The organism is Kribbella orskensis (assembly GCF_004342085.1).
Taxonomy (GTDB): domain Bacteria; phylum Actinomycetota; class Actinomycetes; order Propionibacteriales; family Kribbellaceae; genus Kribbella; species Kribbella orskensis.
Genome location: NZ_SLWM01000013.1, coordinates 144,324 through 170,725 on the forward strand (window position 1 = coordinate 144,324; position 26,402 = coordinate 170,725).

Annotated in this window: 28 protein-coding genes; 10 read left to right on the forward strand and 18 right to left on the reverse strand. The window is 68.1% G+C overall.

Going from position 1 to position 26,402, the window contains the following annotated elements:
• Positions 1-35 precede the first annotated feature (35 nt).
• On the reverse strand, positions 36-1,529 hold the full coding sequence (locus EV644_RS29035; protein WP_132192141.1) for a DUF2252 domain-containing protein: 1,494 nt from the start codon (positions 1,527-1,529) through the stop codon (positions 36-38).
• Positions 1,530-1,624: 95 nt separating this feature from the next.
• Between EV644_RS29035 and EV644_RS29040 the strand changes: the two genes are divergently transcribed.
• On the forward strand, positions 1,625-2,206 hold the full coding sequence (locus EV644_RS29040) for a potassium channel family protein (protein ID WP_199240039.1): 582 nt from the start codon (positions 1,625-1,627) through the stop codon (positions 2,204-2,206).
• Here EV644_RS29040 and EV644_RS29045 read toward each other — a convergent pair.
• The 5 genes from EV644_RS29045 to EV644_RS29065 form a co-directional block, all read right to left on the reverse strand.
• Positions 2,187-3,788, reverse strand: a complete 1,602-nt coding sequence (locus EV644_RS29045; RefSeq protein ID WP_132192142.1) for an MFS transporter — start codon at positions 3,786-3,788, stop codon at positions 2,187-2,189. The two genes, EV644_RS29040 and EV644_RS29045, sit on opposite strands and share 20 nt — an antisense overlap.
• 81 nt (positions 3,789-3,869) lie before the next feature.
• Entirely contained in the window at positions 3,870-4,187 is a 318-nt protein-coding gene (locus EV644_RS29050; protein ID WP_132192143.1) for an SHOCT domain-containing protein, read from the reverse strand.
• A 10-nt stretch (positions 4,188-4,197) separates the two neighbouring features.
• Entirely contained in the window at positions 4,198-4,641 is a 444-nt protein-coding gene (locus EV644_RS29055; RefSeq protein WP_132192144.1) for a DUF6325 family protein, read from the reverse strand.
• 101 nt (positions 4,642-4,742) lie between these two features.
• Positions 4,743-4,994, reverse strand: a complete 252-nt coding sequence (locus EV644_RS29060) for a hypothetical protein (RefSeq protein ID WP_132192145.1) — start codon at positions 4,992-4,994, stop codon at positions 4,743-4,745.
• On the reverse strand, positions 4,981-5,241 hold the full coding sequence (locus tag EV644_RS29065) for a DUF8691 family protein (protein WP_132192146.1): 261 nt from the start codon (positions 5,239-5,241) through the stop codon (positions 4,981-4,983). The genes EV644_RS29060 and EV644_RS29065 overlap by 14 nt, the downstream gene beginning before the upstream one ends.
• Before the next feature lie 269 nt (positions 5,242-5,510).
• Between EV644_RS29065 and EV644_RS29070 the strand changes: the two genes are divergently transcribed.
• Entirely contained in the window at positions 5,511-8,186 is a 2,676-nt protein-coding gene (locus EV644_RS29070; protein ID WP_132192147.1) for a helix-turn-helix transcriptional regulator, read from the forward strand.
• Between the two features lie 31 nt (positions 8,187-8,217).
• Here the strand turns inward: EV644_RS29070 and EV644_RS29075 are convergent, their stop codons facing one another.
• The 5 genes from EV644_RS29075 to EV644_RS29095 all read right to left on the reverse strand — a co-directional run bounded on the left by EV644_RS29075 (position 8,218) and on the right by EV644_RS29095 (position 12,897).
• Positions 8,218-8,700: an RDD family protein gene (locus EV644_RS29075; RefSeq protein ID WP_199240040.1), complete on the reverse strand. Its 483-nt coding sequence runs from the start codon at positions 8,698-8,700 to the stop codon at positions 8,218-8,220.
• A 2-nt stretch (positions 8,701-8,702) separates the two neighbouring features.
• On the reverse strand, positions 8,703-9,287 hold the full coding sequence (locus EV644_RS29080; protein WP_132192148.1) for a hypothetical protein: 585 nt from the start codon (positions 9,285-9,287) through the stop codon (positions 8,703-8,705).
• 64 nt (positions 9,288-9,351) lie between these two features.
• Complete coding sequence (locus EV644_RS29085; protein WP_132192149.1) at positions 9,352-10,209, reverse strand: YhjD/YihY/BrkB family envelope integrity protein; 858 nt, start codon at positions 10,207-10,209, stop codon at positions 9,352-9,354.
• Positions 10,210-10,211: 2 nt separating this feature from the next.
• The gene (locus EV644_RS29090) at positions 10,212-11,300 is read right to left on the reverse strand and encodes a hypothetical protein (RefSeq protein WP_132192150.1); all 1,089 of its coding nucleotides are present in this window, start codon (positions 11,298-11,300) and stop codon (positions 10,212-10,214) included.
• Position 11,301: 1 nt separating this feature from the next.
• Positions 11,302-12,897 (reverse strand): phospholipase D family protein, encoded by a 1,596-nt coding sequence (locus EV644_RS29095; RefSeq protein ID WP_132192151.1) that lies wholly within the window; start codon positions 12,895-12,897, stop codon positions 11,302-11,304.
• A gap of 97 nt (positions 12,898-12,994) precedes the next feature.
• Here EV644_RS29095 and EV644_RS29100 point away from each other — a divergent pair, with 97 nt between their 5' ends.
• Positions 12,995-13,342, forward strand: a complete 348-nt coding sequence (locus EV644_RS29100; RefSeq protein WP_132192152.1) for a hypothetical protein — start codon at positions 12,995-12,997, stop codon at positions 13,340-13,342.
• Positions 13,343-13,370: 28 nt separating this feature from the next.
• Here the strand turns inward: EV644_RS29100 and EV644_RS29105 are convergent, their stop codons facing one another.
• The 3 genes from EV644_RS29105 to EV644_RS29115 all read right to left on the reverse strand — a co-directional run bounded on the left by EV644_RS29105 (position 13,371) and on the right by EV644_RS29115 (position 16,439).
• Positions 13,371-15,398, reverse strand: coding sequence for a phage holin family protein (locus EV644_RS29105; RefSeq protein ID WP_132192153.1), 2,028 nt, complete (start codon positions 15,396-15,398; stop codon positions 13,371-13,373).
• 14 nt (positions 15,399-15,412) lie between these two features.
• On the reverse strand, positions 15,413-15,823 hold the full coding sequence (locus EV644_RS29110; protein WP_199240041.1) for a DUF7144 family membrane protein: 411 nt from the start codon (positions 15,821-15,823) through the stop codon (positions 15,413-15,415).
• A gap of 97 nt (positions 15,824-15,920) precedes the next feature.
• Positions 15,921-16,439, reverse strand: coding sequence for a hypothetical protein (locus tag EV644_RS29115; protein ID WP_132192154.1), 519 nt, complete (start codon positions 16,437-16,439; stop codon positions 15,921-15,923).
• A gap of 392 nt (positions 16,440-16,831) precedes the next feature.
• On the opposite strand from EV644_RS29115, the gene EV644_RS29120 reads away from it, so the two are divergent.
• Positions 16,832-17,878, forward strand: a complete 1,047-nt coding sequence (locus EV644_RS29120) for an AI-2E family transporter (protein ID WP_206751505.1) — start codon at positions 16,832-16,834, stop codon at positions 17,876-17,878.
• Positions 17,879-17,905: 27 nt separating this feature from the next.
• Here EV644_RS29120 and EV644_RS29125 read toward each other — a convergent pair whose 3' ends face one another.
• The gene (locus EV644_RS29125) at positions 17,906-18,379 is read right to left on the reverse strand and encodes a DUF7144 family membrane protein (RefSeq protein WP_132192156.1); all 474 of its coding nucleotides are present in this window, start codon (positions 18,377-18,379) and stop codon (positions 17,906-17,908) included.
• Between the two features lie 195 nt (positions 18,380-18,574).
• Here EV644_RS29125 and EV644_RS29130 point away from each other — a divergent pair, with 195 nt between their 5' ends.
• Entirely contained in the window at positions 18,575-19,882 is a 1,308-nt protein-coding gene (locus EV644_RS29130) for a cation:proton antiporter (RefSeq protein ID WP_132192157.1), read from the forward strand.
• Positions 19,883-20,071: 189 nt separating this feature from the next.
• Here EV644_RS29130 and EV644_RS29140 read toward each other — a convergent pair whose 3' ends face one another.
• Entirely contained in the window at positions 20,072-20,551 is a 480-nt protein-coding gene (locus EV644_RS29140) for a DUF6325 family protein (protein WP_132192159.1), read from the reverse strand.
• A 225-nt stretch (positions 20,552-20,776) separates the two neighbouring features.
• Here EV644_RS29140 and EV644_RS29145 point away from each other — a divergent pair, with 225 nt between their 5' ends.
• The gene (locus EV644_RS29145; protein ID WP_199240042.1) at positions 20,777-21,181 is read left to right on the forward strand and encodes a DUF1622 domain-containing protein; all 405 of its coding nucleotides are present in this window, start codon (positions 20,777-20,779) and stop codon (positions 21,179-21,181) included.
• 12 nt (positions 21,182-21,193) lie between these two features.
• On the opposite strand, the gene EV644_RS29150 is transcribed toward EV644_RS29145, so the two are convergent.
• Positions 21,194-21,607, reverse strand: coding sequence for a DUF7144 family membrane protein (locus EV644_RS29150; RefSeq protein WP_132192160.1), 414 nt, complete (start codon positions 21,605-21,607; stop codon positions 21,194-21,196).
• Between the two features lie 193 nt (positions 21,608-21,800).
• Between EV644_RS29150 and EV644_RS29155 the strand changes: the two genes are divergently transcribed.
• Positions 21,801-22,313, forward strand: a complete 513-nt coding sequence (locus tag EV644_RS29155) for an LURP-one-related/scramblase family protein (RefSeq protein WP_132192161.1) — start codon at positions 21,801-21,803, stop codon at positions 22,311-22,313.
• Between the two features lie 85 nt (positions 22,314-22,398).
• Positions 22,399-24,099, forward strand: coding sequence for a SulP family inorganic anion transporter (locus EV644_RS29160; RefSeq protein WP_132192162.1), 1,701 nt, complete (start codon positions 22,399-22,401; stop codon positions 24,097-24,099).
• Between the two features lie 4 nt (positions 24,100-24,103).
• Here the strand turns inward: EV644_RS29160 and EV644_RS29165 are convergent, their stop codons facing one another.
• Positions 24,104-24,562 (reverse strand): DUF6069 family protein, encoded by a 459-nt coding sequence (locus tag EV644_RS29165; protein ID WP_132192163.1) that lies wholly within the window; start codon positions 24,560-24,562, stop codon positions 24,104-24,106.
• A gap of 242 nt (positions 24,563-24,804) precedes the next feature.
• On the opposite strand from EV644_RS29165, the gene EV644_RS29170 reads away from it, so the two are divergent.
• Both EV644_RS29170 and EV644_RS29175 read left to right on the forward strand, forming a co-directional pair.
• Complete coding sequence (locus EV644_RS29170) at positions 24,805-25,794, forward strand: formylglycine-generating enzyme family protein (RefSeq protein ID WP_500789600.1); 990 nt, start codon at positions 24,805-24,807, stop codon at positions 25,792-25,794.
• 47 nt (positions 25,795-25,841) lie between these two features.
• The gene (locus EV644_RS29175; protein WP_241998945.1) at positions 25,842-26,402 is read left to right on the forward strand and encodes a GNAT family N-acetyltransferase; all 561 of its coding nucleotides are present in this window, start codon (positions 25,842-25,844) and stop codon (positions 26,400-26,402) included.

The following is a 26,402-nucleotide window of genomic DNA, read 5'->3' on the forward strand; positions in this document are numbered from 1 at the left end:
ATCTTCAGGCCAGGGTGACTGGTGCGTTGGGCCTACTACAGACCCGGCTCGGCTTGGAGACGGCCGCTGTCGATGGCATCGAGGAATGCCTGGTAGTCGCTCTCGTTCTGGTCCGCGTACGCCTCGGCGTACTCGACCATGGCATCGGGGAACGCGTCGTCACTGTTGAGGTAGGTCGCCAACGCGATCCGGTCCCCCGTGCGGGCGTGCGCCCTGGCCAGCGTCCAGCCGCAGAGCTGGCCGTACATCATCATGCTGCGCGGGTCCTGCCGCTCCACCACGGCGGAGCCCTTCAGGTCGCGCAACTGCCGCACGTAGAAGTCACGGAGCCGTCCGTCGATACCGCCGACGCGCTGCCAACCGAGGAAGATGTCGCTTGAGGCCTGCATCAGCCGTTGGCCGACCACCACCCGCTCCCCCTCGTTCCTGGGTGCGGACCGCTGCCGCAAGGCCATCGGCACCTTCGTCTTGAGCACCGACGGGCCGGCCTCCTTGACCTCCAGGAACAGCGGATCACCGTCGTCCCTACCGCGCAGGAGCACGATCCAGCAACGGGTGCCGACGCTGCCCACTCCAACCACCTTGCGGGCCAGGTCAACGAACTCGAACTGGTCGAACAGCACCTGGCGTTCGGTCGGCAGAGACCTGCGGTAGCGGATCAGCAGCCCCTTGAGCTGGGTCTCGAGCTCTTCGCGGCCGACATCGGGCAGGAGATCGGCGATCGGAATCATCAAAGGAGGGTCGGCCCTGATCCGCATGCCGTCGTCCGTGATCTCGGTGAGTTTGGCGAAGGATTTCAGGTTTCCGCTGCCGCGTGCCTTGAGGGTGGCCTGGTCGAGACTCTTGCGGCGGCTGGAGCTCATCTTGTTGCGCAGCGTCTCCTGAACCTCGTCGACGTCCGCGCGGGCGTACCAGACGTCCAGAGAGCGCATGGTGGCGAACTCCGCGGTGGCATCGCGATAGCGCCGCACCGTCTCCAGGACGCACTTGTGGCGCTCTTTCCGCGAGAAGCCGTTGCCACGACCGGCCACCGCGACGCTCGCGGCGAGACGTTTGACGTCCCACTCCCACGGGCCGGCGATCGACTCGTCGAAGTCGTTGATGTCGAAGAGCAGGCGTCGCTCAGCGGATCCGAAGAGCCCGAAGTTCGAGAGGTGGGCGTCACCACACAGCTGCGCTCCGAGGCCGGACACCGGGCCCGCGCCGAGGTCGGTCGCCATCCCGAGGGCGTTGCCCCGGAAGAAGGTGAAGGGCGACACCATCATCCTGCCGTGCCGAACCGGCACCAGTTCGGGAACACGGGACCGGGCCTGCTCCTCGATCAGGGCGACGGGATCAGGACGCTTCGCCGGCAGCACCAGTTCTGCCTGCCTGCGCGGCGGCAGCGCGACGCGCGCCGCGAGTCCGCGGCGGGCTCGTTCGGAAGGCGACAGGTGACGGACCGGGGTGACCGGGCCACCGTTGGCGTCGGCTCGTCTCGGTGCGGATACGGCCGTCAGCGTCTCTGCAATCGCGCTCCGTGCAGTCATGAGGCCCTCCGGTCGTGGTCGAGCCGCCCCCATACGGCTCAGTTCCCTGGGCATCCCAGCCAACACCGAAGGCCCGCCGATCAGCATCACCCCCGATGGATGAGCCGACCGGGTTCGGTCCGCGCTTCACTGAGGTGGTGACAGACACCGACCTCCGCTATGAAGAGCTCCCGGTGAGAGTCCGCCGACGGCTCGCCAGCATGTCACTGCTGCGTTCCCTCCTCGTCTCCGTGGCCATCGTCGTCGGCTACTTCCTGCTGCCCATGAGAGGCCTGACGGCGGCCAGGGGCGTTGGCCTGGTCATCGGACTTGTCGTCGTGGCGCTCCTGATCGCTTGGCAGCTCCGCGCGATCACCCGGTCGCCGTACCCCCGGATCAGGGCGATCGGCGCGCTCGCGACCTCCGTGCCCCTGTTCCTCGTGATCTTCGCCACGACCTACAACCTGATGGCAGCGACCCAGCCGGGGAGCTTCTCCGAGCCGATGAGCCGGCTGGACGCGGCGTACTTCACCGTGACCGTCTTCACGACGGTCGGTTTCGGCGACATCGTGGCCACCTCGGAACCAGCTCGCACGGTCGTCACCGTGCAGATGATCAGCGGCCTCGTGATGGTCGGTCTCGTCGCCCGGGCCTTGTTCGGGGCTGTCCAGACAAACATCAGTCGTCGGAGGGAATGAGTGCCGGTCCGGAGCCGGACGGTGGAACGACGGGCAGGCGCACCATCCGGAAGGAGTTCAGCAGGCCGATCAGACCGGCAAGGATCGGAATGCCCAGGGCCACCTGAAGGGCCAGCGGTCGTGCGGTGGTGTTGATGCGGATGATCTCGTCCTGAATCGGCTTGGGTTCGTTGACGAGTAGCTTTTCGAGCTCGGTGTTGCTCATCACCTGTGCGTCCTCCTCCAGCCCCATCGCGACGCGTTCCTGCTCGGCCGGTCCGAGGACGTCACTTGACTCGGCCTCGTGGGTGAAGGCGAAGGAAAGGGTTGCCAGCATGATGGCGCCGGCGAACGCCAACCCGAACGACAAGCCGAACGAGCCCGCCGCCGAGTTCACCCCGGCGGCCTCGCTGACGCGCTCCTGCGAGATCGGGGCCAGCGTGTAGTTGTTGAGCTGGGACACCATGAGACCGAACCCCACACCGGCGAGCACCAGCGGGCCGGCCAGATACCAGCCCGCGTCTGCCCGCGGCACGATCGGGATGATCAGCAGCAGTCCTGTCGTCAGGAGCGCGAATCCCCACCTGATGATATGGCTCGGGGCCCGGTCGCCGAGCTTCCGCTCCGCCAGGATCGCCGTCCCGAACATACTGAGCGAGAGCGGGGCGAGGGACAGGCCCGTCTGCATCGCGTCGTACTCGAGCACCATCTGCAGGTAGATCGGCAGGGCGATCATGCAGCCGCCCAGCGCGATCTGCTGGAGCAACTGCTGGCTGATGCCCAAGCGGAAGACGGCGGACTTGAACAGATCCGGGTCGAGCAGTGTCGCCTTCCCCTGCCGCTTGCGTCGCCTCAGCCAGTAGACGAGGCCGACGAGAGCGATCACGCCTATGAGGATGATCGCGCCGACGGACTCGCCGCCTTCCTGCCACACCAGGATGCCCAGCACGACACCGCCCATGCCCAGCGCGGAAAGCACCGCACCGACCCCGTCGATACTCCGAGATCCTGTGTACGGCACGTCGCTGATCAGTCCCCGACCGAGGACCACGACCGCGATCACGACGACCTCGAGCGCGAACCCCAGGCGCCAGGACAGGTAGGTGGTGATGAAGCCACCGAGCAGCGGTCCGACCGCCGCGGCCAGCGCGGCCGCGGCCCCGACCAGGGCGTAGGCCTTGATCTGAGCAGCCCCTTCGAAGTTCCCGTGGATCAGGGACTGCATCGCCGGCAGCAGGAGCGAGGCGCCGATGCCACCCACCACTGCCCAGAAGATGATGATCGTCAGCAGGTTCTGCGCCACTGTCATCGCCAGTGCGCCGATCGCGTAGCCGGTCAGGCCCAGGAGATACGCCCGCTTGCGCCCGTACAGATCGCCGATCTTGCTCCCGATCAGGATGAACGCGGCGGACACCAGCGCCTCGAGCGCGATCGCGGACTGGACGCCGCTCACCGTCGTGTCCAGGTCCTGAACAACCGAGGCGATCGAGACGTTCATCAGGGACGTGTCGACCACCAGCACGAACATCGCCATCGCGAGCAGGATGGCGAGCCGCGGATTGCCCTTGGCCTCCTCAGCCGCGCGGCCCGCTTCCTCTGTCATGGCAAACGCTCCTGCTCCTCGGTCATCCGGTCAGGAGTCGGGTGGAAGGCGATGCCCTCGTGGGCCACGCGCATCAGCCACTCAGCCGGCGAGGATCTTGGCCTTCTGTGCCTGGAACTCCGCCTCGGTGAGCACACCCGACTCCTTCAGCTCACCCAGGGTCTTCAACCGGTCCAACGGGTCGGCGGCCGGCGCAGGTGGCGGTGCGGCGTCCTGCGGCGGTGCGGCAGACTCCTGCGGCGCGACCTGTTCGTCGTACGCCTGATCACGTTGTGCTGCCGTCTCGGCGTCGCGCTGGGCGAACTTCGAGGCTTGATGACGCTGCACCCGGCCGGCGACAACGGTCGCCGTCCCCGCGACGGCCGCGGTTCGCGCAATTCCTCGCAACAGTCCTGGCATGTCAGTCTCCTCAGGTCGCTTCCACGGTTTCCATGGCGTCGAGTGCTTCCATCACGTCCTCCGCCGGGATGCGTCCACCGGCGATCAGGGTGCCGCCGGACTCCATCGCCGCGGCAACGAACGGAATCGCCCAGGTGTTCTCGTAGACGATCAGCGCCGCCAGCGTGCCCGGCTGCATCGCGCCGGCCGCTTCGTTGAGGTCGTCGTCAGCCAGGAGGCCTGTCCGGGCCCCGTCCAGTTCCGCGAAGCCACCAACGCGGTCGGACGATTCCGCCAGATCGACCGCATAGACGGCGCCGTCGGCGTCCTTGCCGACGATCATCACGTCGTAGACGTGAATGATGCCGCGCTCCATCAGACTGACGACTTCCTCGGCGGCCCGGCCGGTCAGCCGATCGCCGGTGAACTCGAGGAGTACGAAGTCGATGGGTCCGTGAACCTCTGTCTCCGGCATGGCTCTCCATCCCCTCTACCAGACCCTCGCGGCCCAGCGTGTCCTTTGTGCGCCACCCTGCCGTGGCCCACGGATGGCGTCATCACCCTTACCGGATGAGCTCAGGCGGAGACGCTTGTGGCAACCCAGGTCTCGCGCGGAGAGACCAGCCGGATGCTCAGGATGACCAGGCCCGCTGCCTGCAGCATCGCGGCCAGGTCAGCGATGCTCTGGCCGTCGTGGAGTCGCAACTGGAAGGCGCGGGACGTCTCGCTGTGAGTCGGTGGCCGGGCGCAGAAGGCGAGTACGGCCGGCCCCAGTTCGCCGAGCACGACGACCTCGTACGACGACTTGTGTACCTCACTCGTTCTCATCGTCTCCCTCTCCAGGCACGACGGGAATCGATTCCGCCGGTGACGCATCCGGGATCCGGCGCACCTCGACGACCTCGATGCCCAGGGCCCGCAGTCGTGCGAGCAGACCATAGAGTGCCGACTGATCGGGGATGCCGTAGAGCACGGTGTTCACCTGGTCGACGGCCAGCGTCACCGCGCCCATGTCGCGGAGGTCCTGTTCCGGCACGGCGCCCGTCACGCGAATCTCGTACGTCGCCTCGGCCATCGCCCCACTCCGTTCACAGCGTGTACGTTCGACGGTCGCAAACAGCGGGTGGCGCGGCTTCATCCCTCCGGGGTGAACTGGCCTCGCCAGGGGCGAAGCGCTTCGACGACCGAGCGGGTGTACAGACAGGCATCCTGCCGTCTCGATATTTCGTCAATCGGACGGCAAACGCTGGTTTTAACGACGAATCCGTGGTGTCGTCGACATGCGGACCCGCCGTTCACTGCCCCTCACGTGATCGGTCGCGCCGCGAATCGCTAGGAGGGGAAATGCCAAGCGATCAGCAAGCGGGGGTGCAGACAGGACTTCGTCCGGCGTCGGCGCGATGGGCGGAGCAGGCGAACTCCAGGATCCGGCCGGGAACGGTGTTGCGGGGTCGTCTGCTGGATCGCGTCACCAAGGGCGTTGAGCGGCCGCTGACACTGGTCAGCGCACCAGCCGGATACGGCAAGACGATGCTGCTGGCCTCATGGGAGGCGCTCGCCTCGGACCGGACGGTCGTCCGGCACCTCGCGCTGGACGGCACCAGTGAGCACCCCGCGTCCTTGCTGGAATCCGTGCTCGGCGGTTTGCACGGCGGCGGCTCGACCGGGTCCGATGGCCCCGTGCTGTTCGCGCCGGCAGACCAGCCCGGCGAACCGTCGTCGAGCCGAACGACCCTCGGCGAGCAGGACGCGTTGGTACTCGTGGTGGACTGCGGCGATCTGACTGTCACGCCGGAGCTCGGAGACAGCCTTCATCGCCTCATCCGCGGTACTGCGGGGCAGGTCCGGTTCATCCTCCTGACCAGGTCGGATCCACCTCTCCCCCTCCACCTCTACCGCTTGGCGGGCACCCTTGCCGAGATCCGGGCCGCTGATCTGGCGTTCACGGTGGACGAGGCCGCGACGCTGATGCGGTATCAGAAACTCGAGCTGGCTCCCGCGCAGGTGGCCGAGCTCCAGCGACGAACCGACGGCTGGCCCGCGGGCCTCATGTTCGCGGCCATGGGCCTGGCCGGCAAGAGGGACGCGGAGCACGCGATCCGTGAGTTCCGCGGCGATGCCGGCAACGTCGCGGCGTACCTGATGACCGAGGTGCTCGACGCGCAGCCGCCGGCGCTGCGGGAGTTCCTGCTGCGGACCTCCGTCGTGGACGAGGTCCGGCCCGCACTGGCCCAAGCGCTGACCGGCCGCCCTTGCGACCTGCGGTCGTTGGAGTTCCTCTCACATGGCAACGCGTTCATCCAGCCTGTGCCCGGGACCGACGACTGCTACGGCTACCAGCCGCTGTTCCGGGAGTTCCTTCGCACCCAACTGCTCTTCGAGCGGCCGAACCTGGTCCCCGGCCTGCACCGCGCTGCCGCGGTCTGGTCCTCCGAGCATGGTCAGCAGGTCGAGGCGATCCGGCATGCCATCGCGGCTCGTCGGTGGAGCGACGCGGCCCGGTACCTGGTCGAGGACCTCGATTTCGCGGGTCTACTCGTCGGCCGCCGACGCCGGCTCCTCGCAGCGTTGTTCGCCGACCTGCCCGACGACCTGGACGGGCCGGAGGCCGCGGTCGTGCGGGCAGCGCGAGCACTCGGCGACTTCGACGTCACCCGCTGTACGTCGGAACTCCGCAAGGCCCGGGAGTCGCTCGACCACCTTCCCACCCAGACACCATCGTCCGAGCTGGCGATCACGATGCTGCAGGCGGTCGCGGCGAGCCTCGGGGAGAACGTCGACAGAGGACTGGACGCAACCCTCGCGGCAGAGTCGGCCCTCAGAGCCGTACCGCCGAGCCCGGTCGTCGCGCCCCCGGAGCTGAAGTTGCTCGTCGCCGGCTGCAAGGGCCGGGTGCTGCTCCAGCGCGGAGACTTCCGGGCTGCCCTGGCAGCCTTTGCCGAAGGCATCGAAGTCGCCAAGGGAGCGGGGGCGCACGACGCCTTGGCGAACTTCCTCGGCATGGCCGCACTGGTGGAGGCGGCGTGGGGACACCTCAGACGGGCTGCTGAGGTCGCTGCGCATGCGATCGCGCTGGCCGAGTCGGGGGCGCAGCCACAGGAACCCCAGTCCGCGATCGTGGCCCAAGCCTGGGTCAGCGCGGACCAGGGCGATCTGGCGCAAGCCCAGGAGCTGGTCGAGCGCGCCGCGGCGGCCACCACCCCCAGCCAGGACGCCCGCGTGCTGGCAGCCGCACTTGCCCTGGTTCGTGCCCGACTGCTCCATGCCGGTGGAGAGACCGGTCTCGCGAGCGCCGAACTGCGGGCCGCGAGCAACAGCTACGGCGTACAGCACGACGGCTGGCTCGGCCAGTCCCTGATCGTGGACGAGGCGAAGCTGCTCGTGGCACAGAACCTGCCACGTGAGGCCATCGCCGTGATCGAGCACTCCCCTGGCCGGGACCAGGTCGAATCGATCCTGGTGCTGCAACGAGCCGCTGCTGAGGCCGGCGAGCAGGGTCCGGCTCTGCCACCTTCGGCCGCGCAGCACGCTCCCCTGGAGACTCAGGTCGACAGCTGGCTGGTTCAGGCCGCGCAATCGATCAGCACCGGCGACACCGGCCGCAGCGGGCTCTATGTCGAGCGCGCGTTGAGACTGGCTGCGCCCGAGCACCTCCGCCGTCCGTTCTCGGAGGCGCCGCCATCGCTGCGAAGGTTGCTCCAGCCAACCGGCGAACTGATGAGGCGTCACCCCTGGCTCCGCGCGCCGGGACCACAGCACGACCACGCTGCCGATCTATCGACCCGGTCCCGACCCGAGCTGGTCGTCACCGCCTCCTTGACCAGCAAGGAGCACGAGGTGCTGGAGTACCTCGCCGAGCTGCTGACCACTGAAGAGATCGCCAGCACCATGTACGTCTCGGTCAACACGGTCCGCAGCCACGTGCGGAGCATCCTGCGCAAGCTGAGCGCCTCCCGACGCAACGAAGCCGTCCGGCGGGCCTGGGAGCTGGGCCTGTTACCGTCACGGCCCGAGGCGTAGTCGACACCGGCCGATGCGGGTGATCCCCCCGTCACGGGTGACGAGGCAGCCAGTCGTAGATGACCGACGTCCGCAGTACGAGGTCCTGCAGTGAGCGGCGCCCGACGCCGCCGGCACAAAAGAACAGCCCGATCGGGAACATGACATAGAGGACCGCCCTCAGCAGTGCGACGGGCAGCCGCAGCCGCTCTCCGCGCCGGCTGACGACCCGGAGTCCCATCACCTGGCAGCCGTAGGTCCGTCCGATGGTGGACCAGGCGACGGTGAGGTAGAGGACGAGCAAGACCAGGCCCGCCGCGACGCTCAGGATCGGCGAGGCTGCACTGAACTGGAAGCCGCGGGGATGGAACAGGAAGATCAGCCCGTTGGCGCCCACATAGGCAACCAGCAACGAGACCACCACCAGCACCCCATCGATCACGCCGGCGATCAGCCGCGTGACCAGACCTGCTCGCCGTCCCTGGTACGGCCGGGCCTCCCGCGGGACGATCGGGATGACTTCGTCCATCGTCATCGCTATGTGCTGGTCATCTCGGCTTCAGGTGCCGGCGCGGGTTCCGCCGGAGGCTGGTCAGCCGGTGGAGGTGTGGGAGTTGTCTTGCGGCTGAACCGGACCCTCAGCCGAGCCACTGCGTTGCCGACCGCCTCATCGCCGGAGATGCTCTGCATGCGTACGCTTCGGACGGTCTCGGAGGCAACTGAACCGGTGGACTGGCGGATGATCTCGGCGAGGTCGACCTCCGCGATCACGCCCTCGGCGAGCTGCGCCATGTCGATCCGCTGGACTACGGCAGCGACCAGCGGGGGGACCAACTTGTCGAGCATCGCGGACACCTGGCGCTCCACTTCGCCGCGCCCTCGGACACCCTGTCGCGCGAGGGCGTCCAGGTAGGTGCCCGCTTGGTACCGCTCCGTCAGCATCGGCGGCCGAAGGACCACCACGGCGACCGGTTTGACGACGCCCCGGGCCCGGCGCCCCACCATCCGCGCGGTGGCCGCAGCCAGCAGGGCGGCCCCGACTGCCGCGTCGAGCACGAGGATCGCGTCTCGGCTCGTCGGCGGCGCGTCAGGCGGGTTCACGGATTGCTCTGTAGTACCCACGCCACCATCATCAGCGCAGCACCGTGGCGCGGCATCACCCCTGGTGGGGGAAGTTCCGCGGGACTCACGCCTCGACGGCGCGGTCCTCGGGTTGTGTCTCCACGCCGAGCCCGGACCGCACGCGCCGGGCGAACCACCCCTGGCTGCGATCGAACTCGGCGCCCACCACGGTCGCGCCCACCACGATGAGCGCGATGGACAGCAGCCACCCCACCAGTGCCAACGTGACACCGAAGAGGCCGTACCGCTCGCTGTAGCTCTCCATCATCCGCGGCATGTAGATGGTGGACGCGACGCCGTAGACACCGCTGCACAAGGTCGCCACGGCTCCGGTGGGGAGCAGCCTCCGCCAGCGAACCCGGCCGTCGAGAAGCAGCCACGGGATGAAGGTCCACAACAACAGACCGCTCACGAGCGAGATCGGGACGCCGAGCAGCCAGTCCAGCGGCAAGGCCCGCACGAGTGAGCGCGCAAGGGCGAGCAACGCGATGTCCAACAGCAGGGCGCCCAGGCCGAGGAACGTGTTGAACGAACCACGGACGCCCGCACGATGCTCGAGCCGCCAGGCGTCCTGGTACATCCGCTGCATCCGGCGGGCGAGGGAGACCCCGGAGAAGACCAGGATCACGACACTCAGAACCCCGACGCTCGACGCACCCACAGGTTGGGCGAACACCTCCCGGACGGCGTCGGCGGCCTCGCCTTTGAGCTCGAATCTGCGGATGAGCGCTGTTGAAACCACGTCTCGGCGGCTCGCCGGAGCGAGCGTCGACACCAGGAGCAGCAAGGGAATGAGCGCGGTGAGTGCCTGCGCGGAGATCACCATCGCCCGGTCGATACCCCCGAGGGCCAGGAAGGACCTGGCACAGCGGCCGGGGAACGTCTCCTCCAGCCGTCGTGCGAGTTCCTTGAGGTCCGGCACCGTCAGTGCTCCGCCTCCTTCGGCTCAGCGGCGGCGGCACGGTAGTCACTGACCGGGCGATAGCGGTCGTACAGCGTGGTCAGGACGCTGAACAGGAGGACGAAGAAGAGCGTGTCGACCAGCTTCAGGTGGTCCTGCCGGCGCGACGTCAGCACGTCGGCGAGCACGACCAGCACGACGTTGGTCCCGAAGACGGCCCCGAACGACACCATGACGGAGTCCCACGCATAGCCTCGCCGGGTCGACCACAGACCGAGCGCCGAGTTGATCACGACGAAGAACGCGATCGCGAGGAACACTTGGAAGGGGCTCGCCTCGACCCCGGGCAGCACCTGCCCGAAGATCACACTGATCAGCCCGATCAGGAAAGTCTTCTCCAACGCCGTCCCGTCGAGGATCTTGCGGTGCGCCGCCTGGTACGCCGCCCGCTCGTGCGCCTCGTCGATCCCGACCGGCAGCGGGTCCGCACGGAACCGCCAGGACCAGTCGACAGGTCGCAGTCGCGGACGGACGACGAAGTACAGGATCGCGGCCAGGACCAGGGCGGCGGCGATCAGGGCCGGGAGGAACCAGGAGACGTCTCTGATCGTGTCGGTCAGGTCGAGCTGGGCGATGTGGATCCAGTACTCCTGCGGCAGCTTCACGAAGATCCAGATGGCACCGGCGACGACCACCCAGAACTTGAGCCCGTACCGCGCGGGATTCCACCGGGTCCGGATTCCTTCGTAGGCGATGAAGAAGTACTCGAAAGTGTTGGGGAACACCAGCAGGAGCCACCGCAGGCCGGTGAGCTCGAAGGCGACCACGCCGATCTGGCGGTAGAAGAACAGGAACCGACTGACCCGGACCGCTGCAGGGTTGGTCCAGTTCCGCAGACTCGCCAGGAATGCAACCGACAGGTAGAACACGTCCATCGCCTTGTCGTAGCTCTGGTAGAACGGCGGGTCGAAGCCGAACGTCTGGAAGATCGTCTGGTCCACACCGTCGAGCAGCAGACAGCCGATGATCGCCGGCAACGGGAACAGCGGGATCAGCAACGGCAGCGCGAACCGCGCCAGCACCACAGTCCAGAAGACGACCTCGACACTCATCTCAGAACTCCCTTCGGCGACGCATCCGGCGCGGTCTGCCGTCCGGGTCGTAGATCAGCCGGTAGAGCGGCTCCGCCCAGAGCGCCTGCAGCCGGGTCAGGTGTCCCGGCTCGTGCGGGCGGACATGCCCGGGCGGCCGAGGACCCTTCCGTCCGCCCGCGCACCACGCCTCGAGGCTTGCCGCGGTCAGCCGCCAGAGTTCGAAGCCCGCTTCCAGGTCGAGCCCGGCCAGCTCCTCGCGCGGCAGGCCGAGGTGCTCCGACCACACCTCCAGCCGCAGGTCCCGAGCCAGTCGACGGGTGCCATCGGCAACCGAGTGCCGGTCGTCGGGAGTGGCGTCCAGCACCGCGCAGGTGAGCTCGCTGTCACAGGTCCAGGAGCGGCGGTTGAAGTTGTCCGAGCCGCAGGTGAACCAGATGTCGTCGACGATGCAGATCTTGGAGTGCACGTAGATGGGCGCCCCAGCGGTGTTCTCCAGGTTGTAGATCGCGACCCGCCCCGGCGCGGTGCGCCGCAACATCCGTACCGCCCGCAACTGACCGAAGTGCGCCGGCGGCCCACTCAGCGCACCATCGTTGGCGGGGTAGCGCGGCACGACGATGATCACGCGGAGCTCGGGCGAACGCTCCAGGGCATCTTCGATGTCCTGGGCGATCAGCTCGGACCACAGGTACTGGTCCTCCAGATAGATCAGCTTGCGCGCGTTGCCGAACGCCTTGCCATAAGCGCGGGCGATGCTCCGCTCCCCCTCGGGCGCGAACGGATAGCCGGGGCGCTTGTAGGCGTAGGTCCGCAGCACCTGTACTGCGTGTGGCCCGGCCGGCGGCGGATCGGGGAACTCCTCGGTCAGCGACTTGGGATGGCGCGGCATCCGGGCGAGCCGCTGCACGATCATCCGGTACGGCGTCCGCCGGTCGAGCGGGTGACCGTCGTCCCACCGTTCGACGAAGGTGCGGAACAGGTCGCCGACTACCGGTCCCCGCAACTCCAGCGCCGCATCGTGCCACGGTGTCTGGTCGCCGTACCGGCTGTCCATCGGCGCCTGCTGGGGATCCCCGCGGTGCTCGCGGTCGTCCCGGCGCTGGTGCGACAGGTCGATACCGCCGACGAACGCCACGTCGAGTTCTCGTCGGCCCTTGTGCCGGATCACGAACAGCTTCTGGTGGTGCGAGGCCATCCGCCGGACGCGTTGGTCGAGCAGCACCTCGGCGCCGGCCCGGTTGAGCTTCGTCCCCAGCCGCTGGTTCTCCCGGGCGTTGAACTGCAGGTGGTCCGAGTGCGATCTCCAGAGCAACCCCCGGACCTCGATCCCCGATCTGGCCAGATCGGCCAGCACAGTGCCGACCGAGGGGCCCTCGGGCAACAACTTCTCGTCGGAGTCGCCACGCCAGTCGGTGAAGTAGACGTGGTCTCCGGGCCGGAGCGCACAGAGTTCTTCGTACAGTCGGCGGAAGTAGGTCGCGCCGTGGATCAGCGGCCGGACCAGGTTGCCCTCGACCCAGGAGCCGTCCACGTCCCCCATCCGGTCGATGTCCGTGCCGGGATTGCCGCGCTCCTCCGGACTGAGGAACCACTGCCCGGCGCTCTGGTCGATCATCGTCACGCCTCCGGGTCGAGTGTTGCTTCCTGGCCGCTCTGGTTGCTCATCCGCTGTGGGTGAGCCTCGGTCGGACCGACGGTGATAGGCGTGACAGATGGAGCCGGCGCGGTTCGAGCCAGATCCTTCGCCGGTCGCCGCGCGGGACGACCGCATCGCCGGCTTCCGCGCCGCGCGCCGCGTGATCGAGCGCGGCGTTCCTCCGCTCGCGAGTTCGGTCGACGGCCACCGATTCGAGTTCCAGTCCTCTTTGGACGGTCTCGCGCTCCAGGCGGGCGGGTACGTCGGACTGGAAACCGGCGGGGCCGGGCCGCCGACCTTCCAGCAGGGTCACGCCCTGGTCGCCGGCAAGGTCATGCCACACGCCGGCTATGTGCGCTTCAGCTCCCGGACCGCCGAAGAGGGCGGAGCGGACGTCCCTACGTCCTGGGCGGCCTTCCGCTAGTGGCGGAAGTCGCTCGGCCGCCGGCATCTCAGACCTCCGCCGTATCCTGCTTGATCCCGCTGCGCTGTCCGAGCTGCTCGAGGTAGCCGACGAGCACGTGGTGGAGCTCGTCCGCGCCGCGGATCGGCTGCTCCGGGATCAGCAGATCGGGCGGGGCGAGCAGCAACCCCCGTCCCTGCCACCCACCGAGGCCGCCGTGGCTGCCGACCAGACCCTCGAACGCGGAGACTTCCCCGCTGTCCGGGTCGACGGAGCTGTTGACGTACAGATCAGGGGCCTCCGGCATCGATGCCGCTCTCAGCAGATCCGTCCGGGCCAGTGGTCCGAACGGCGCCAGCGGGTCCTCGCCGGTCACCTTCCCGTCGGAGAGCTGATTCACCCCGTCCGGCCCGACGGCCAAGGGGCCGTACTCCGAACTCAGCACCGCGATGAAGCTGATCCCCTCATGGTTCACCAGTCCGGGGATCAGAGCAGGCCAGCGATCAGTGATGTCCTCCATCGTCAACCGGTGCTCCGATGCGGCGTACACCAGGCCGAGGTTGCCCGAGCCGAGGACGACCAGCTCCGAGCCGGCCGTCACCTCCGGTGGCGCCGAGCGCCGCTGCACGCGCTGCGCTGCGCCGTTGGCCATCCGGCCGGTGCTGGTATCAGCGCCGGACAGATCGGCCAGCAGACCGTTGACACGCCCCCAGCCCTCGACGGACTGCTCGACGGCTTCGACCCGGGCTGTGGTCAGCTGCGAGCAGACAGCGGCGAGGTCGACGCCGTACTTGTCGGCGAAGATCGCTCCCTGGGACTGGCCGTGGTCGGACAGGACGACCAGCCGGTACGGCCGGGGTGCTGCCGCGGCGACAGCCTCCAGACACGCGAGCACGTGATCGAGCCGGTCCAGGGCGGCCAACGACTCGGGCCGAAGGGCGCCGGCGTGGTGAGCCACCTCGTCGTAGTCGACGTAGTCCACGTAGACCGCCCGAGTGCCGCGGATCATCTCCTCCGCCACCAGAGCCGTGTTGAGGTCCCGCAGTACGACATTCGTGACGGCGCGCATGCCGGCGAAGAGCCAACCGCGGTGCTGGCGTGGTTGAACATCGCGACGACGTTGACGGCGTGCCTCGAACCGCTCCCGGCCGATCTCCGCGAGCGCGCCGAAGAAGCTGCCCGCGAAGCCGTCGGGCCTGGCCAGATACCAGGCGACGCGGCGCCGGGTGTCTGCCGTGCCACGGGCCAGCTGCATCTTGCTCATCGTCAGCATTGCTCGTTCGGCGTCACCGCTGAAGAGGTTCGAGATACTGACGCCGCCGTCGGCCAGCAGGCCACGGCCGTCGGAGGCGCGGCGTTCGATCTCGGTGGCATCGGCGGCCCGGTTGGCCACCAGCACCCGCCCCAGCTGCCGGTCGTACCATCTGAACGCCGGTACTCCGTCGATGCGGCCGTGCAGGATCCCCAGCTGGCTGGCCGGTGTGGTCGGCGGGAGCACCGGGGTCCACTCCACCAGGCGGTACCCGTCGTTGCGGATCCAGCGACCCACGGTGGGCAGCGTGGCGGCGAGAAGCTGCCACTGCATGACCGGGAAGGGCACGCCGTCGAGCTGAACGAAGATGACGCCCGGAGCCTCGGGATCGTCGAGGGCTTGTCGCCGCCGTCGCGTCCGGCGCACCAGCGCGGCGGTGAAGGCCTCCGGCGTTCCGGAGGTGCACAGCCAGGCGACGACGGTCGCCACGGCCGCCGCGATCCAGGCAGCCGCGAGGACGACCCAGAACGAGTCGGCTTCAACCCCTGGGATCAGGCTGAGAGCCAGAGCGAGGACGACTGCCTGTCCGAGCACCGCCAGTAGGAGCACCGCCAGCCAGCCGACCGCCGCACTGGCGACGACCAGCAGCGGACGCACCAGCGCACCGACCAGCAACGTCGCCGCCGCCGAGAAAAGCAGCTGCTCGAACGAGGAGAAGCTGAGGCCGGGTAGCACAGCCGCCGCGAAGGCCAGCGCCAGAACCGAGCTGACGTACGTGGCGAGGATCCGGCCGAGATCACCGAGGCGGGCCGCGGGCACGGACATGGGATCCCCGGCCGTCAGCTGCGAAGCGCGCGCGGACGTGTCAGGGCCCAGATCACCCAGACGTCGAGAGCGATCAGGAGCAGGGACCAGAACGGCGCATAGGGAATGAAGAAGAAGTTGTCGATCGCACTCAGCACCACCAGGAACACGGCGATCACGCCCGCCCAGACCGCTCGTGAGAACAGACCGATCCCCACCACGATCATGCCTAGTCCAAGGATCAGATGGAGCCAGCCCCAGGCGGTGATGTCCAGATCGAACGCGTAGCCCCTGACGGCCACGAAGAACTCGTCGTTCAGGATCGCGGCGAGGCCGGCGATCACCTGGAACAGGCCGATCATCAACATCATCGCGGCGGCGAACGCGACACCGGTCATGGCCCAGCCCGACTCGGCCTGCGGCTCGATCCCACTGTTCTGGGTCATCTGTGGGTCCACCCCTCCTGCTCGGCCCTCGACGAACGTCGACTGCCCATCGACACTAGGACCGCGGTCGCCAGGCCGCGTCACCCTTGGCGGACGACTAGTGCGACAAGAGTGCCTTCAGCGCGACGATCACCAGACCCAGCACGAGGTAGACGAGACCGGAGACGGCCATGCCCCGCCGGGTGGCCCCCGCCTTGGCCGCGACGTACAGGGCCCAGCCCAGCTGGGATCCCACCGCCACCGCGAGCGCCAGCCACGCGGCTCCCGCGTCCGACAGACCGAGAAGCGCGCCGACACCCGCCGCGGCGGCGGGCGGTACCGCGGCCTGCACGATCGGCCATTCCCGCCTCGCAGAGGCGCGGTACTTGTTCAGGGACAGCAACCCATCGGCCGACCGCTCGCCGAGCACTGCCGCGTAGACGTGGGCGAGCCAGAACACCACGCCGGTCGCGAGCAGCAGGACGATCAATTGGACTACGGGTGCCGGCTCCTGTCCCGGGCTGGTGCCGGCAACGACCGATGCGGCCAGCAGCGATCCGTAGATCGCCCCGGCATAGTCGGATGGCTGCGTTCCCTTGCCCGACTTCGGCGCGCGAGCACTCGACCCGTCTTCCATCCGGCCTCCTCAAGGCGCCGCTGTCTGTCGTCGCCGTGGTGGCGGACATGTCGATGACACGGGATCACCGGCAGCCTCCCGCAGCCGTCCGCCGAACGCCTCACCCCAACCGGATGACCCGGGGCAGCGGCGCCGAACCGCTCTCGAGGAGTCAGCCACCGCCAGGATCATCCGGGGCGGGTGATGCTGCCGGTCGCGATGTGAGCGATCTTCGAAGCCCGGGACCGGTCGGGAAAGGGGTTTCGAGAATGACTGCAGGCTCCTTGGAACCACCTGACGGTCAGCTGCCGGCGGCCACGTCGGCGCCGGCTCCGGCGCCGACGGGTGACTCCTGGGCGCTTCCCCGCGGAGTCGTCGTTCTCATCGGGGCGGGAGGTGGCGTCCTGGCGGTCATGGGTATCCGAACTTTCTCCGACATCATCGGCCCCGTCTTTCTCGCGCTGGTCCTGACGATCGCCGTCAGTCCACTGCGCCGCCTGCTGGTCCGACGAGGCGTTCGAACCTGGCTCGCCGCGCTGATCGCGCTGGTGACCGTGAACGTCTTCCTCCTCGGCATGGCAGCCGCCGTGGCCTACTCGGTCGCCAAACTGGCCACCCTGCTGCCGACGTACCAGGACAAGTTCGCCGAGCTGGTCGATGACGCGCGCGGTTGGCTGGCGGACCACGGGGTGGGAGAGCAGCAACTCCAGGCGGCCTTGGAGAAGCTTGATCTGGGCAAGTTCTTCGACCTGCTCCAGAGCCTGCTCTCCGGACTTGTGGGGACGCTGTCCGATCTCAGCTTCGTCGTCATAGTGCTGTTCTTCATGGCCCTGGACGCCACCCAGTTCCCGGACCGTCTCCGCGAAGCCGGGCGAGACAGACCGGACATCATCAACGCCCTGTCCGGCTTCGCCCGGGGAACCACGCGCTACCTGATCGTCTGCACCGTCTTCGGGTTCGTCGTCGCCGCGATCGACGTCGGGGTCCTCTACCTGCTGGACATCCCGCTCCCCTGGCTGTGGGGCCTGCTCGCCTTCATCACCAACTACATCCCGAACGTCGGATTCTTCATCGGCGTCGTTCCGCCCGCGCTGCTGGGGCTGCTCGACCAGGGGGTGGCGACGATGCTGTGGGTGATCGCTGCCTACTGCGTCATCAATTTCATCATCCAGTCGATCATCCAGCCGAAGGTCGTCGGCGATGCGGTCGGTCTGTCCACCACGCTCAGCTTCCTGTCCCTGATCGTCTGGGCCTGGATCCTCGGCCCGGTGGGCGCCGTACTCGCCATCCCGGCGTCACTGCTGGTGAAGTCGGTGCTCATCGATGCCGACCCGTCCACCCGCTGGCTCGGCGGGCTCATCTCGGGTGGCCAACTCCCGGAGCCTGCCGAAGACACCGACCCCGCCGAGACCTCGGCGGATCTTCCACCGGTGGAGGATTCCGGTGAGCGCGTCGGCTAGCCGCCGAGCTCGCAATCCGGGCTGAGGTCACCAGCCGGCGTTCGAGTCGCGCACCTCGCGGCCGTGGACTGTCAGGGCCCAGATCACCAGGATGTCGATCGCGATCACGATCGTCGACCAGATCGGGTACGCCGCGAGGAAGGCCACGTTCACCAGGATGCTCAGGACGGCCAGCACGACGCCGGCGATGCGGCCCCACAGCTGCCCCGCGAGGAGACCGATCGCGGCAGCACAGACCAGCACGCCGAAGATCACGTGGGTCCAGCCCCAGGCGTTGTAGTTCACGTGAATGGTGAGACCGTTGTTCCCCACCTGGTAGTAGTCGTCGTCGAACAGGGCGACCAACCCCTGGAAGATGTGCAGGCCGCCGATCACGATCATCATGATTCCGGCGAAGACGATCCAGCCGACCCACGCGGTGGGCTCCGGATCCGACCGCTCGGTCGCGGCCTGGGGTGGCAGGTGTCGCGCGGCCGGCGAAGCAGGGTTTGTGTCCGACATGATGAGCTCCTCATCGAGTTGTTGGGTTCAGGATCACTGGTTTCGCCGGCGGCAATCCTCACCCCGACCGGATGAGGCGAACCAGGAACTCAGGGCAATAGGTTGAACGGACGGACGCCCCGGGAGGTGAGTCATGGTCCCGGCTCACGGGCCGGCCGCGTGCCGGTTCGAACATCTCGAGACGGAGGCGGGGCAGTGACCGAGGCCACGTTCGCGGTGCTCGCGCTCCTCATGCTGGTGTGGGCGGTCACCTCTGGCCTCCTGGCCCGCCTCAACATCACCGGTCCGCTGGTGTTCGCCGTTGCCGGCTACGCACTGGGCAACCCTGACTGGGGCCCACTCTCGGTCGACGTGGAGGCCCCGTCCATCCATCTGATCGCAGAGCTGGCTCTGGCGCTTCTGTTGTTCTCGGACGCTGCCAGAGTCAACCTCTCGAGGCTGAAACGAGACATTCGCCTACCTGGCCGGCTGCTGGCCATCGGCCTCCCCCTGTCCTTGGTCCTGGGCTCTCTCCTGGCCGCCTGGCTCTTCGACGATTTCACCTGGGCGCTCGCGGGCTTCGTGGGCGCCACGCTGGCTCCGACCGACGCCGCTCTCAGCGCACAGGTGATCAACGATCGCCGGATCCCCACGCGTCTGCGTCGCGCACTCAATGTGGAAAGTGGACTCAACGACGGCATCGTCACCCCGGTCGTCACTCTCTCGCTGGCTGTCGCCGCCGGCCAGCTCGGGGTGGAAAGTCACGACGGCGTCTCCGATCACGGAGGCGGTGCGCTGCTCGAGCTCGCCGTCGGTGTCATCGTCGGCCTGGCGGTCGGGGTAGCGAGCGCCAGGCTCATGACGGTCGGCTCTCGCCGGCGCTGGATGACTACGGGCGCACGGCGGCTCGGAACACTTGCGGCCGCACTCGCGAGCTTCGCGCTCGCCGTCACGTTCAGCGGCAACGGATTCATCGCGGCGTTCGTGGCCGGCATCGCCTTCAGAGCAGCTCTGGACGAGGACGTTGTCGACACGGACAACGTCGTCGAGCCACCGGAGCTTCTCGGTGAGGTCCTGGCACTCGCCGTCTGGTTCCTCTTCGGAGCCGCGCTGGTGCCGATCGCCCTGCACAACTTCGACCTCACGCTGCTCGCGTACGCCGTACTGAGTCTGACCGTGGTCCGCATGCTTCCGGTGGCCCTGTGCCTGCTCGGAACGGGTCTCGACCGCCGGACCGTCTTGTTCGTGGGCTGGTTTGGGCCCCGCGGCCTGGCGTCGGTCGTGTTCGCACTACTGGCAATCGAGCAGCTCGGCGAGATCCCGGTGGTCGAGCAGGCCGTCTCCGTCGTCGCGCTCACTGTGTTGCTCAGTGTGGTGCTCCACGGTGTCACGGCCGGTCCTCTCGGCAGCCGGTACGTCGCCTTCGAGCAGGCCGACGAGGAGCCAGGCGCCGACCCCCGTTCACGACGCCTCGCCCATCATTCGCCGGAGTCCGCGTCACCCCGTCGAAGCGACCAGCCGTGAGATCAGTCCCGACGGTCCTGGCGGTCGTCTCGGCGGTCCCCGCGGTCGTCCCCGCGGTCGTCTCGGCGGTCCTGTCGGCGGTTGACCCCGTGGACGACTACAGCAGCTGTCGCGGCCGTGGTTGCTACTCGTGCCACCGGGGCGCCGACCACGCCAGAGCGGCGCATCCGTCGTCGTGCGATACCCATCTCAGCTGCCTTCCTTGGCAAGTTCTTCTTCGTCTTCCTGAATGACTGCCAGCAGGGCCTGGATCGGGATCCGTCCACTGGCCACCAGTTGTCCGCCGGCCCGACGTACGGCCGACCCGAACGGTGCTGCCCAAGTGTTCTCCCAGACAAGTACAGCCGCGGTACTGCCCGGCTCCACGGCGGCAGCGATCGCGGTCACGTCGTCCTCGCTGAGCAGCATGGCCAGTTCCGTCTCGTAGGTACGCAAGGCGCCGAGCTCAGGGTCGTCGAGTTCGGAGAGCTCGAAGGCCTCCAGGGTGCCGTCCTCGTCCTTCCTCATGATCAGAAGATCCAGGACGCGCACGATGTTGCGCTCCACGAGGGCTTGCAGTTCCGGCGCGATCTCGCCCTTGAACTTGCCTCCCGGGAACTCGACCACGATCCAGTCGACCGGCCCCAGCTCGTCAATTTCGTCTCTCGTCACATTGCTGGTCTCAGTCACGACACGCTCCTCGGCTGCACGGTCAGTTCCACCACCGAACCAGGGGCGGACTCACCTCCGGAGTGCAGCGGCGAGTTCAACCTAATCCGCAGGGATCCGCGCAGCCTCCTCCGCCGAGGATGAAGCGCTCCTGACGGCGTTGAGTGGACGCTGTCCGCGGTTGAGGTAGTTTGCGTTGACTGCGGGTCGTGCCGACTCCGCCGGACCAGGGGGTGTGGAGCTGCGGTGACGTTCTCCGAGGTGATGGACCAGGCGGCGGAGGTATTCGAGGGTCTGGGCGCAGTGATTCTGACGCTCGGGTTCGTCTGGTCGGTCGTGCTGGCCGCGGCGGTGTGGCGGCGTACGAAGGACGGCAGTGAGGCATTCGCGACGCTGCGGCAGTCGTTCGGGGCGGCGCTCCTGCTGGCTCTGGAGGTCCTGGTGGCAGCCGATCTCATCCGCACGGTGGCAGTGGCCCCGACGCTGGAGAATGTCACCGTCCTGGCCGTGATCGTGCTGATCCGCACCGTCCTCAGCTTCTCGCTGGAGGTGGAGATCGAGGGCGTTGTCCCGTGGCGGCGGGCACTGGTCACCGGCCCGACCCGTATCGCCCAGGTCTCCAGGCGCTCCCGCGAGAGCAACCCAGAGTGAACGCCGGCGCGGTCAGCTGCGGATCTTGCGGGTCTGCGTGAGCGCCCAGATGACCCAGACGTTGAGGGCGATGATGAGGATCGACCAGAACGGCGCGTAGGGAATGAAGAAGAAGTGGTCGATCGCACTCACCACGGAGAGCACGAGCGCGACGATCCCGGCCCAGGCCTTGTTGGCGAACAGACTGAAGCCCGCCAGCACGAGGGCGATGCCCAGCACCAGGTGGATCCAGCCCCACGCCGTCGTGTCGAGATCGAATGCGTAGCGCCTGCTGACGACGATGTAGCCGTCGTCGAAGATCGCGGCGATGCCGGCGACGATCGAGAAAGACCCGACCATGACCATCACGGAGGCGGCGAAAGCGAGCCCGCCCACCATCCAACCCGAGCTGGTCTCCAGCTCGTCTGTCTCGTCCTGGATAGGCACCGCTCACCCCTCCGCCATCGTCCGGCCAACCCGGTTGTTCTCGACCATAGGCCCGCCGTCCGCGTCCGCGCTTCACCCTTGGCGGACGACCTCGCCACGCCGCTCCCGTCGCATCGTCCCTCCAGGATGAGGTCCCGGTGAGAGCCGGCACCTAGGCTCGACAACCAATCCTCGGGGTGAGGAGAGCTCGGTCATGGGAATCCTGCGACGAAACGGTGGCAACGACGTCGAACCGCGCCGGTACCGGATGAGGACGAAACTGGCCTCGATCGGTGACGACTTCTGGATCGAGGACGGTGAGGGCACCCGCGCGTACAAAGTGAACGGGAAAGCATTGCGACTTCGCGACACGTTCGTGCTCGAAGACCTGTCCGGCCACGAGGTCGCGAAGATCCAGGAACGGAAGCTCAGCGTGCGCGACAAGGTCGCCATCGAGCGCGACGGCGAGCGCATTGCGACGGTCCACAAGGCACTGGTCGGCATCAGGGACCGGTTCGCCATCGACGTCGACGACGGGCCGGATCTCAAGGCCCACGGCAACATCGTCGACCACGAGTACGAGATCAAACGCGACGGCGACACGGTGGCACACATCTCGAAGCGATGGTTCCGGGTCCGCGACACCTACGGAATAGAGATCGCGCCGGACGAGGACGAGGCCCTCCTGCTCACGACCGTTGTGGCGCTCGAGCAGCTGACCGACTAGGCCGGCGGGCACTCGAAACGGCGGACGCGTGGCACCGGACCCTCCGGCGCTTCGAGGTGGGCTCATCTGAAGGAGGCAACCCGGTGTGAGCGCGCTCCCCGTAGGCCGTTGGCTGCGGTCGGTGCGACCTGAGCGGCGGGACCTGCGCGCCGATGTGGTCGCCAGTCTTCCCCGCGCGATCAGCAGCGTGCCCGACGGGATGGCAGCCGCGGTACTCGTCGGCGTGAACCCGATCCACGGCCTGTATGCGAGCTTCGCCGGCCCGATCGCCGGCGGGCTGTCTTCGAGCACCCGGCTCATGGTGATCACCACGACCTCGGCCGCGGCGCTGGCGGCCGGATCGGCCCTGCAAGGGGTGGAATCCGCGGACCGTCCCCAAGCCCTGTTCCTGCTGACGATCATGGCCGGTGCGGTGATGATCGTGGCGGGGATCGCGCGGCTGGGGCGTTACATGCGATTCGTGTCGCACTCGGTCATGATCGGCTTCCTGACCGGGGTCTCGGCCAACATCTTCTTCGGCCAGATTCCCGACCTCACCGGCGCGGAGGCCAGTGGACAGTTCGCGCTGGCGAAGGCGGTCGACGTCCTGGTCCATCCATCCCGGATCGACATCGCATCCCTGCTGGCCGGGCTCGCGGCGCTCGCCATCCTCGTCGGCTTGTCGCGGACCCGGCTGGCAACGGTGAGCGCGCTGGTCGCACTAGTCGTCCCGACTGCGGCTGTGGCGATCGCCGGTGCCGACTCGGTCGCACGGGTGGAGGACGTCGGGGAGATCCCGAGCGGCATCCCGGTGCCCCAACTGCCGGACCTCAGCCTGCTGTCGCTGCCACTGGTCACGGGGGCCCTGGCCGTCGCGGCCATCGTCCTCGTCCAGGGCAGCGGGGTCGCCGAGGCTGCGCCGAACCGGGACGGGACTGTCTCGAACCCGAACCACGACTTCATCGCCCAGGGCGTCGGCAACCTCGCGGCCGGCTTCTTCCGCGGTCAACCGGTCGGCGGCTCGGTCGGCCAGACCGCGCTGAACCAGACGGTCGGCGCCCGCAGCAGGTGGGCGGCGATCTTCTCAGGCCTGTGGATGCTGGTGATCCTCGCGGCCTTCTCCGGCGTGGTCGGACTCGTCGCCATGCCGACGCTGGCGGCGGTGCTCATCTTCGCCGCCGCGGCATCGCTCAGGCCAGGTGAGCTGAGGACGATCCTGCGCACCGGCCCGACCTCTCAGATCGCGATCATCTCCACCTTCTGCGCGACCTTGTTCCTGCCGGTCGCCGCCGCCGTCGGCATCGGGGTGACTCTGTCGCTACTGCTGCAACTCAACCAGGAGGCGATGGATCTCAAGGTCGTCGAGCTGAAATCCGCTGGCGGCGGCCGATGGACCGAACACCCGCCCCCCGAGCGGCTGCCCAGCCACCAAGCGACCGTGCTCGACGTGTACGGCAGCCTTCTGTACGCCGGTGCCCGGACCCTGGGGGCCAAGTTGCCCGACCCGACCGGCGCCGATGCCCCAGCCGTGGTGCTCCGGCTTCGTGGCCGGACATCTGTCGGTGCGACGTTCGTCAAGGTGGTCGCCGACTACGCCGCCGCCCTGGACGCGGTAGGCGGCCGGCTGTACCTCAGCGGGGTGGACCACAGCCTCGCCGAGCTCCTGCACCGTACCGACAGGGTGGACGTGTCCGGACCGATCAGCGTCTTCGAGGCCACCGAACTGATCGGCGAATCGACCGAACACGCTCTGCACGAGGCAGAGACCTGGGCGGTCGGGCATCGTCGGGGCGCCCCGGAGGATTAACGCGTCAGCGGCCGCCGGCTCGTGCCCGCATCGCGGCCCGCGCCACTCCGGGCAGCAAGGCCCCGATCGCGATCCCGACGACGAGGTTGATCAGCCCAGTCGCAACCTTCGATGACGTCGAGCCATTGGTGGCGAACGGGGCGAGCGCCGCCACGGCGGTGGCCAGCGAGATGATCCAGCCGAAGAACTGAAACGGCCGAGGCGTGGATATCAGCAACAGCTGCAGCAGCCCGGTAGCCACCAGCGCCGCCAACCCGCAGTACAGGGCGTATGTCCAGGTGTCCGCGTCTCCCCAGGTGCCCTCGCCCTCCGGCGCGAGCACGGGTACGTCGAACACCCCGCGGGCGAGCAGAATCCCGGCAACCGCGATCAGCCCGGCGATCACCGCCGTAGCCAGCCCACCGGCCCACAACCGCCCGGCCGCAACTGCTTTCGCACCACCCTGCGTAGGCTGAACTGTCATGCGAGTGCTCCTTGGCCGGCAGCTGGACACCCCGAGCCTGCCCAGTACAGGTGGCGGATTCATCCCCCAGGCCGGATGACACGACGCGGCTGCTCAGGCAGGCCGGACGGCCAGGGAAGGCTTCATCGGTTGGCGGCGCAGCTTCATCCCCAGCGGGTGATGCCCGCACAGCTCTGGCGGAGCAGAGTCTGATCCGATGCAGCGCCAGGGAAAGACAGCGGAGTCACGAGGGGTAGGTGAACGTGGCAGGCGACATCGACGCCACGCGTCAGACGGCTTCTGGAGTCCCGCCGCGCGCAGCGGACAGCCGACCGGGTCCGGACATGGTCTGGATCCCCGGCGGGACCTTCCTGATGGGTTCCGATCACCACTATCCCGAAGAGGCGCCGGCCCATCGGGTCACCGTCGACGGCTTCTGGATGGACCGTCACACCGTCACCAACCGCCAGTTCGCGCGCTTCGTCGCCAAGACCGGCTACGTGACGCTGGCCGAGCGCGCTGCCGATCTCGCCGACTATCCCAACGCCAAAGCCGAGATGCTGGTGCCGGCGTCCACGGTCTTCGAGTCCCCGGACCACCCCGTCGACCTGGGTAATCACTACAACTGGTGGTTCTACGTGCCCGGTGCGAACTGGCGCCATCCCCAGGGACCGGGCACCTCCGTCAAGAAGCGACCGGACCATCCCGTGGTGCACGTCGCCTGGGAGGACGTCGTCGCGTACACAGAATGGGCGGGCAAGGACCTGCCGACCGAGGCCGAGTGGGAGTTCGCCGCCCGCGGTGGCCTCGACGGCGCCGAGTTCGCGTGGGGCGACGAGTTCACCCCCGGCGACAGGTGGATGGCGAACACCTGGCAGGGCGAGTTCCCGATCCAGAACCTCAAGCAGGACGGCTACGTGGGCACCGCACCGGTCGGGTCGTTCCCACCCAACGGCTACGGCTTGGCGGACATGATCGGCAACGTCTGGGAGTGGACGACCGACTGGTACCAGGCACATGCCGAGACCTCGCACGCCTGCTGCACCGTCGACAGCCCTCGGGGTGGCGATCGGGAGCGGAGCTACGATCCGCAACTGCAGGACGTCCGCATCCCACGCAAGGTGATGAAGGGCGGCTCGCACCTCTGCGCGCCGAACTACTGCCGCCGGTACCGACCTGCGGCGCGGATGCCACAGGCGATCGACACCGCAACGTCCCACCTGGGATTCCGCTGCATCACCCGTGCTGCCTGAGACTTCCCGCCTGGCACAAATGCGACCAGATCGCATATGGTCTCTGCGTGGACGCTGATCCGAGAACGCGGCAGACGACCTTGCGACTCCCTCAACCTGACGTGCCCCGCGCGGTCGAGGTCCGCCGCGCCACTCCAACTGACGGCGAGGCCATCGGCATCGTCCACGCCGCCTCTTGGGAAGCCGCCTATGCCCCCTTCTTCACCCCGGACTTCGCCACCCGGGAGATCGCCTCCCGCCTGACCCGCTGGCACAACCGCGTCACCGATGAGACGGCCCTGATCCTGCTCGCCACGTTGAACAGCCGGCCCCTCGCCTTCTCCTGGAGCACCCCCTCCACGGAGCGGCCCGGCCAAGCCGAGATCCTCAGCTTCTACGCCCACCCCGAGGGCTGGGGCACTGGCGTAGCACCCCGTCTGATGACCGAGACCCTCAACGCGCTCCGCCGTACCGGCTTCTCCCGGGTCCATCTCTGGACCCTCCGGGACACGCCCCAGTCCCGCCGCTTCTACACGAAATCCGGCTTCACCGAAACCGGCGCCACCCGCCCCCGAGACTTCGGCGACGGCGTTCCTCTCCCCCAGGTCGAATACGACCGCCCCTGCTGA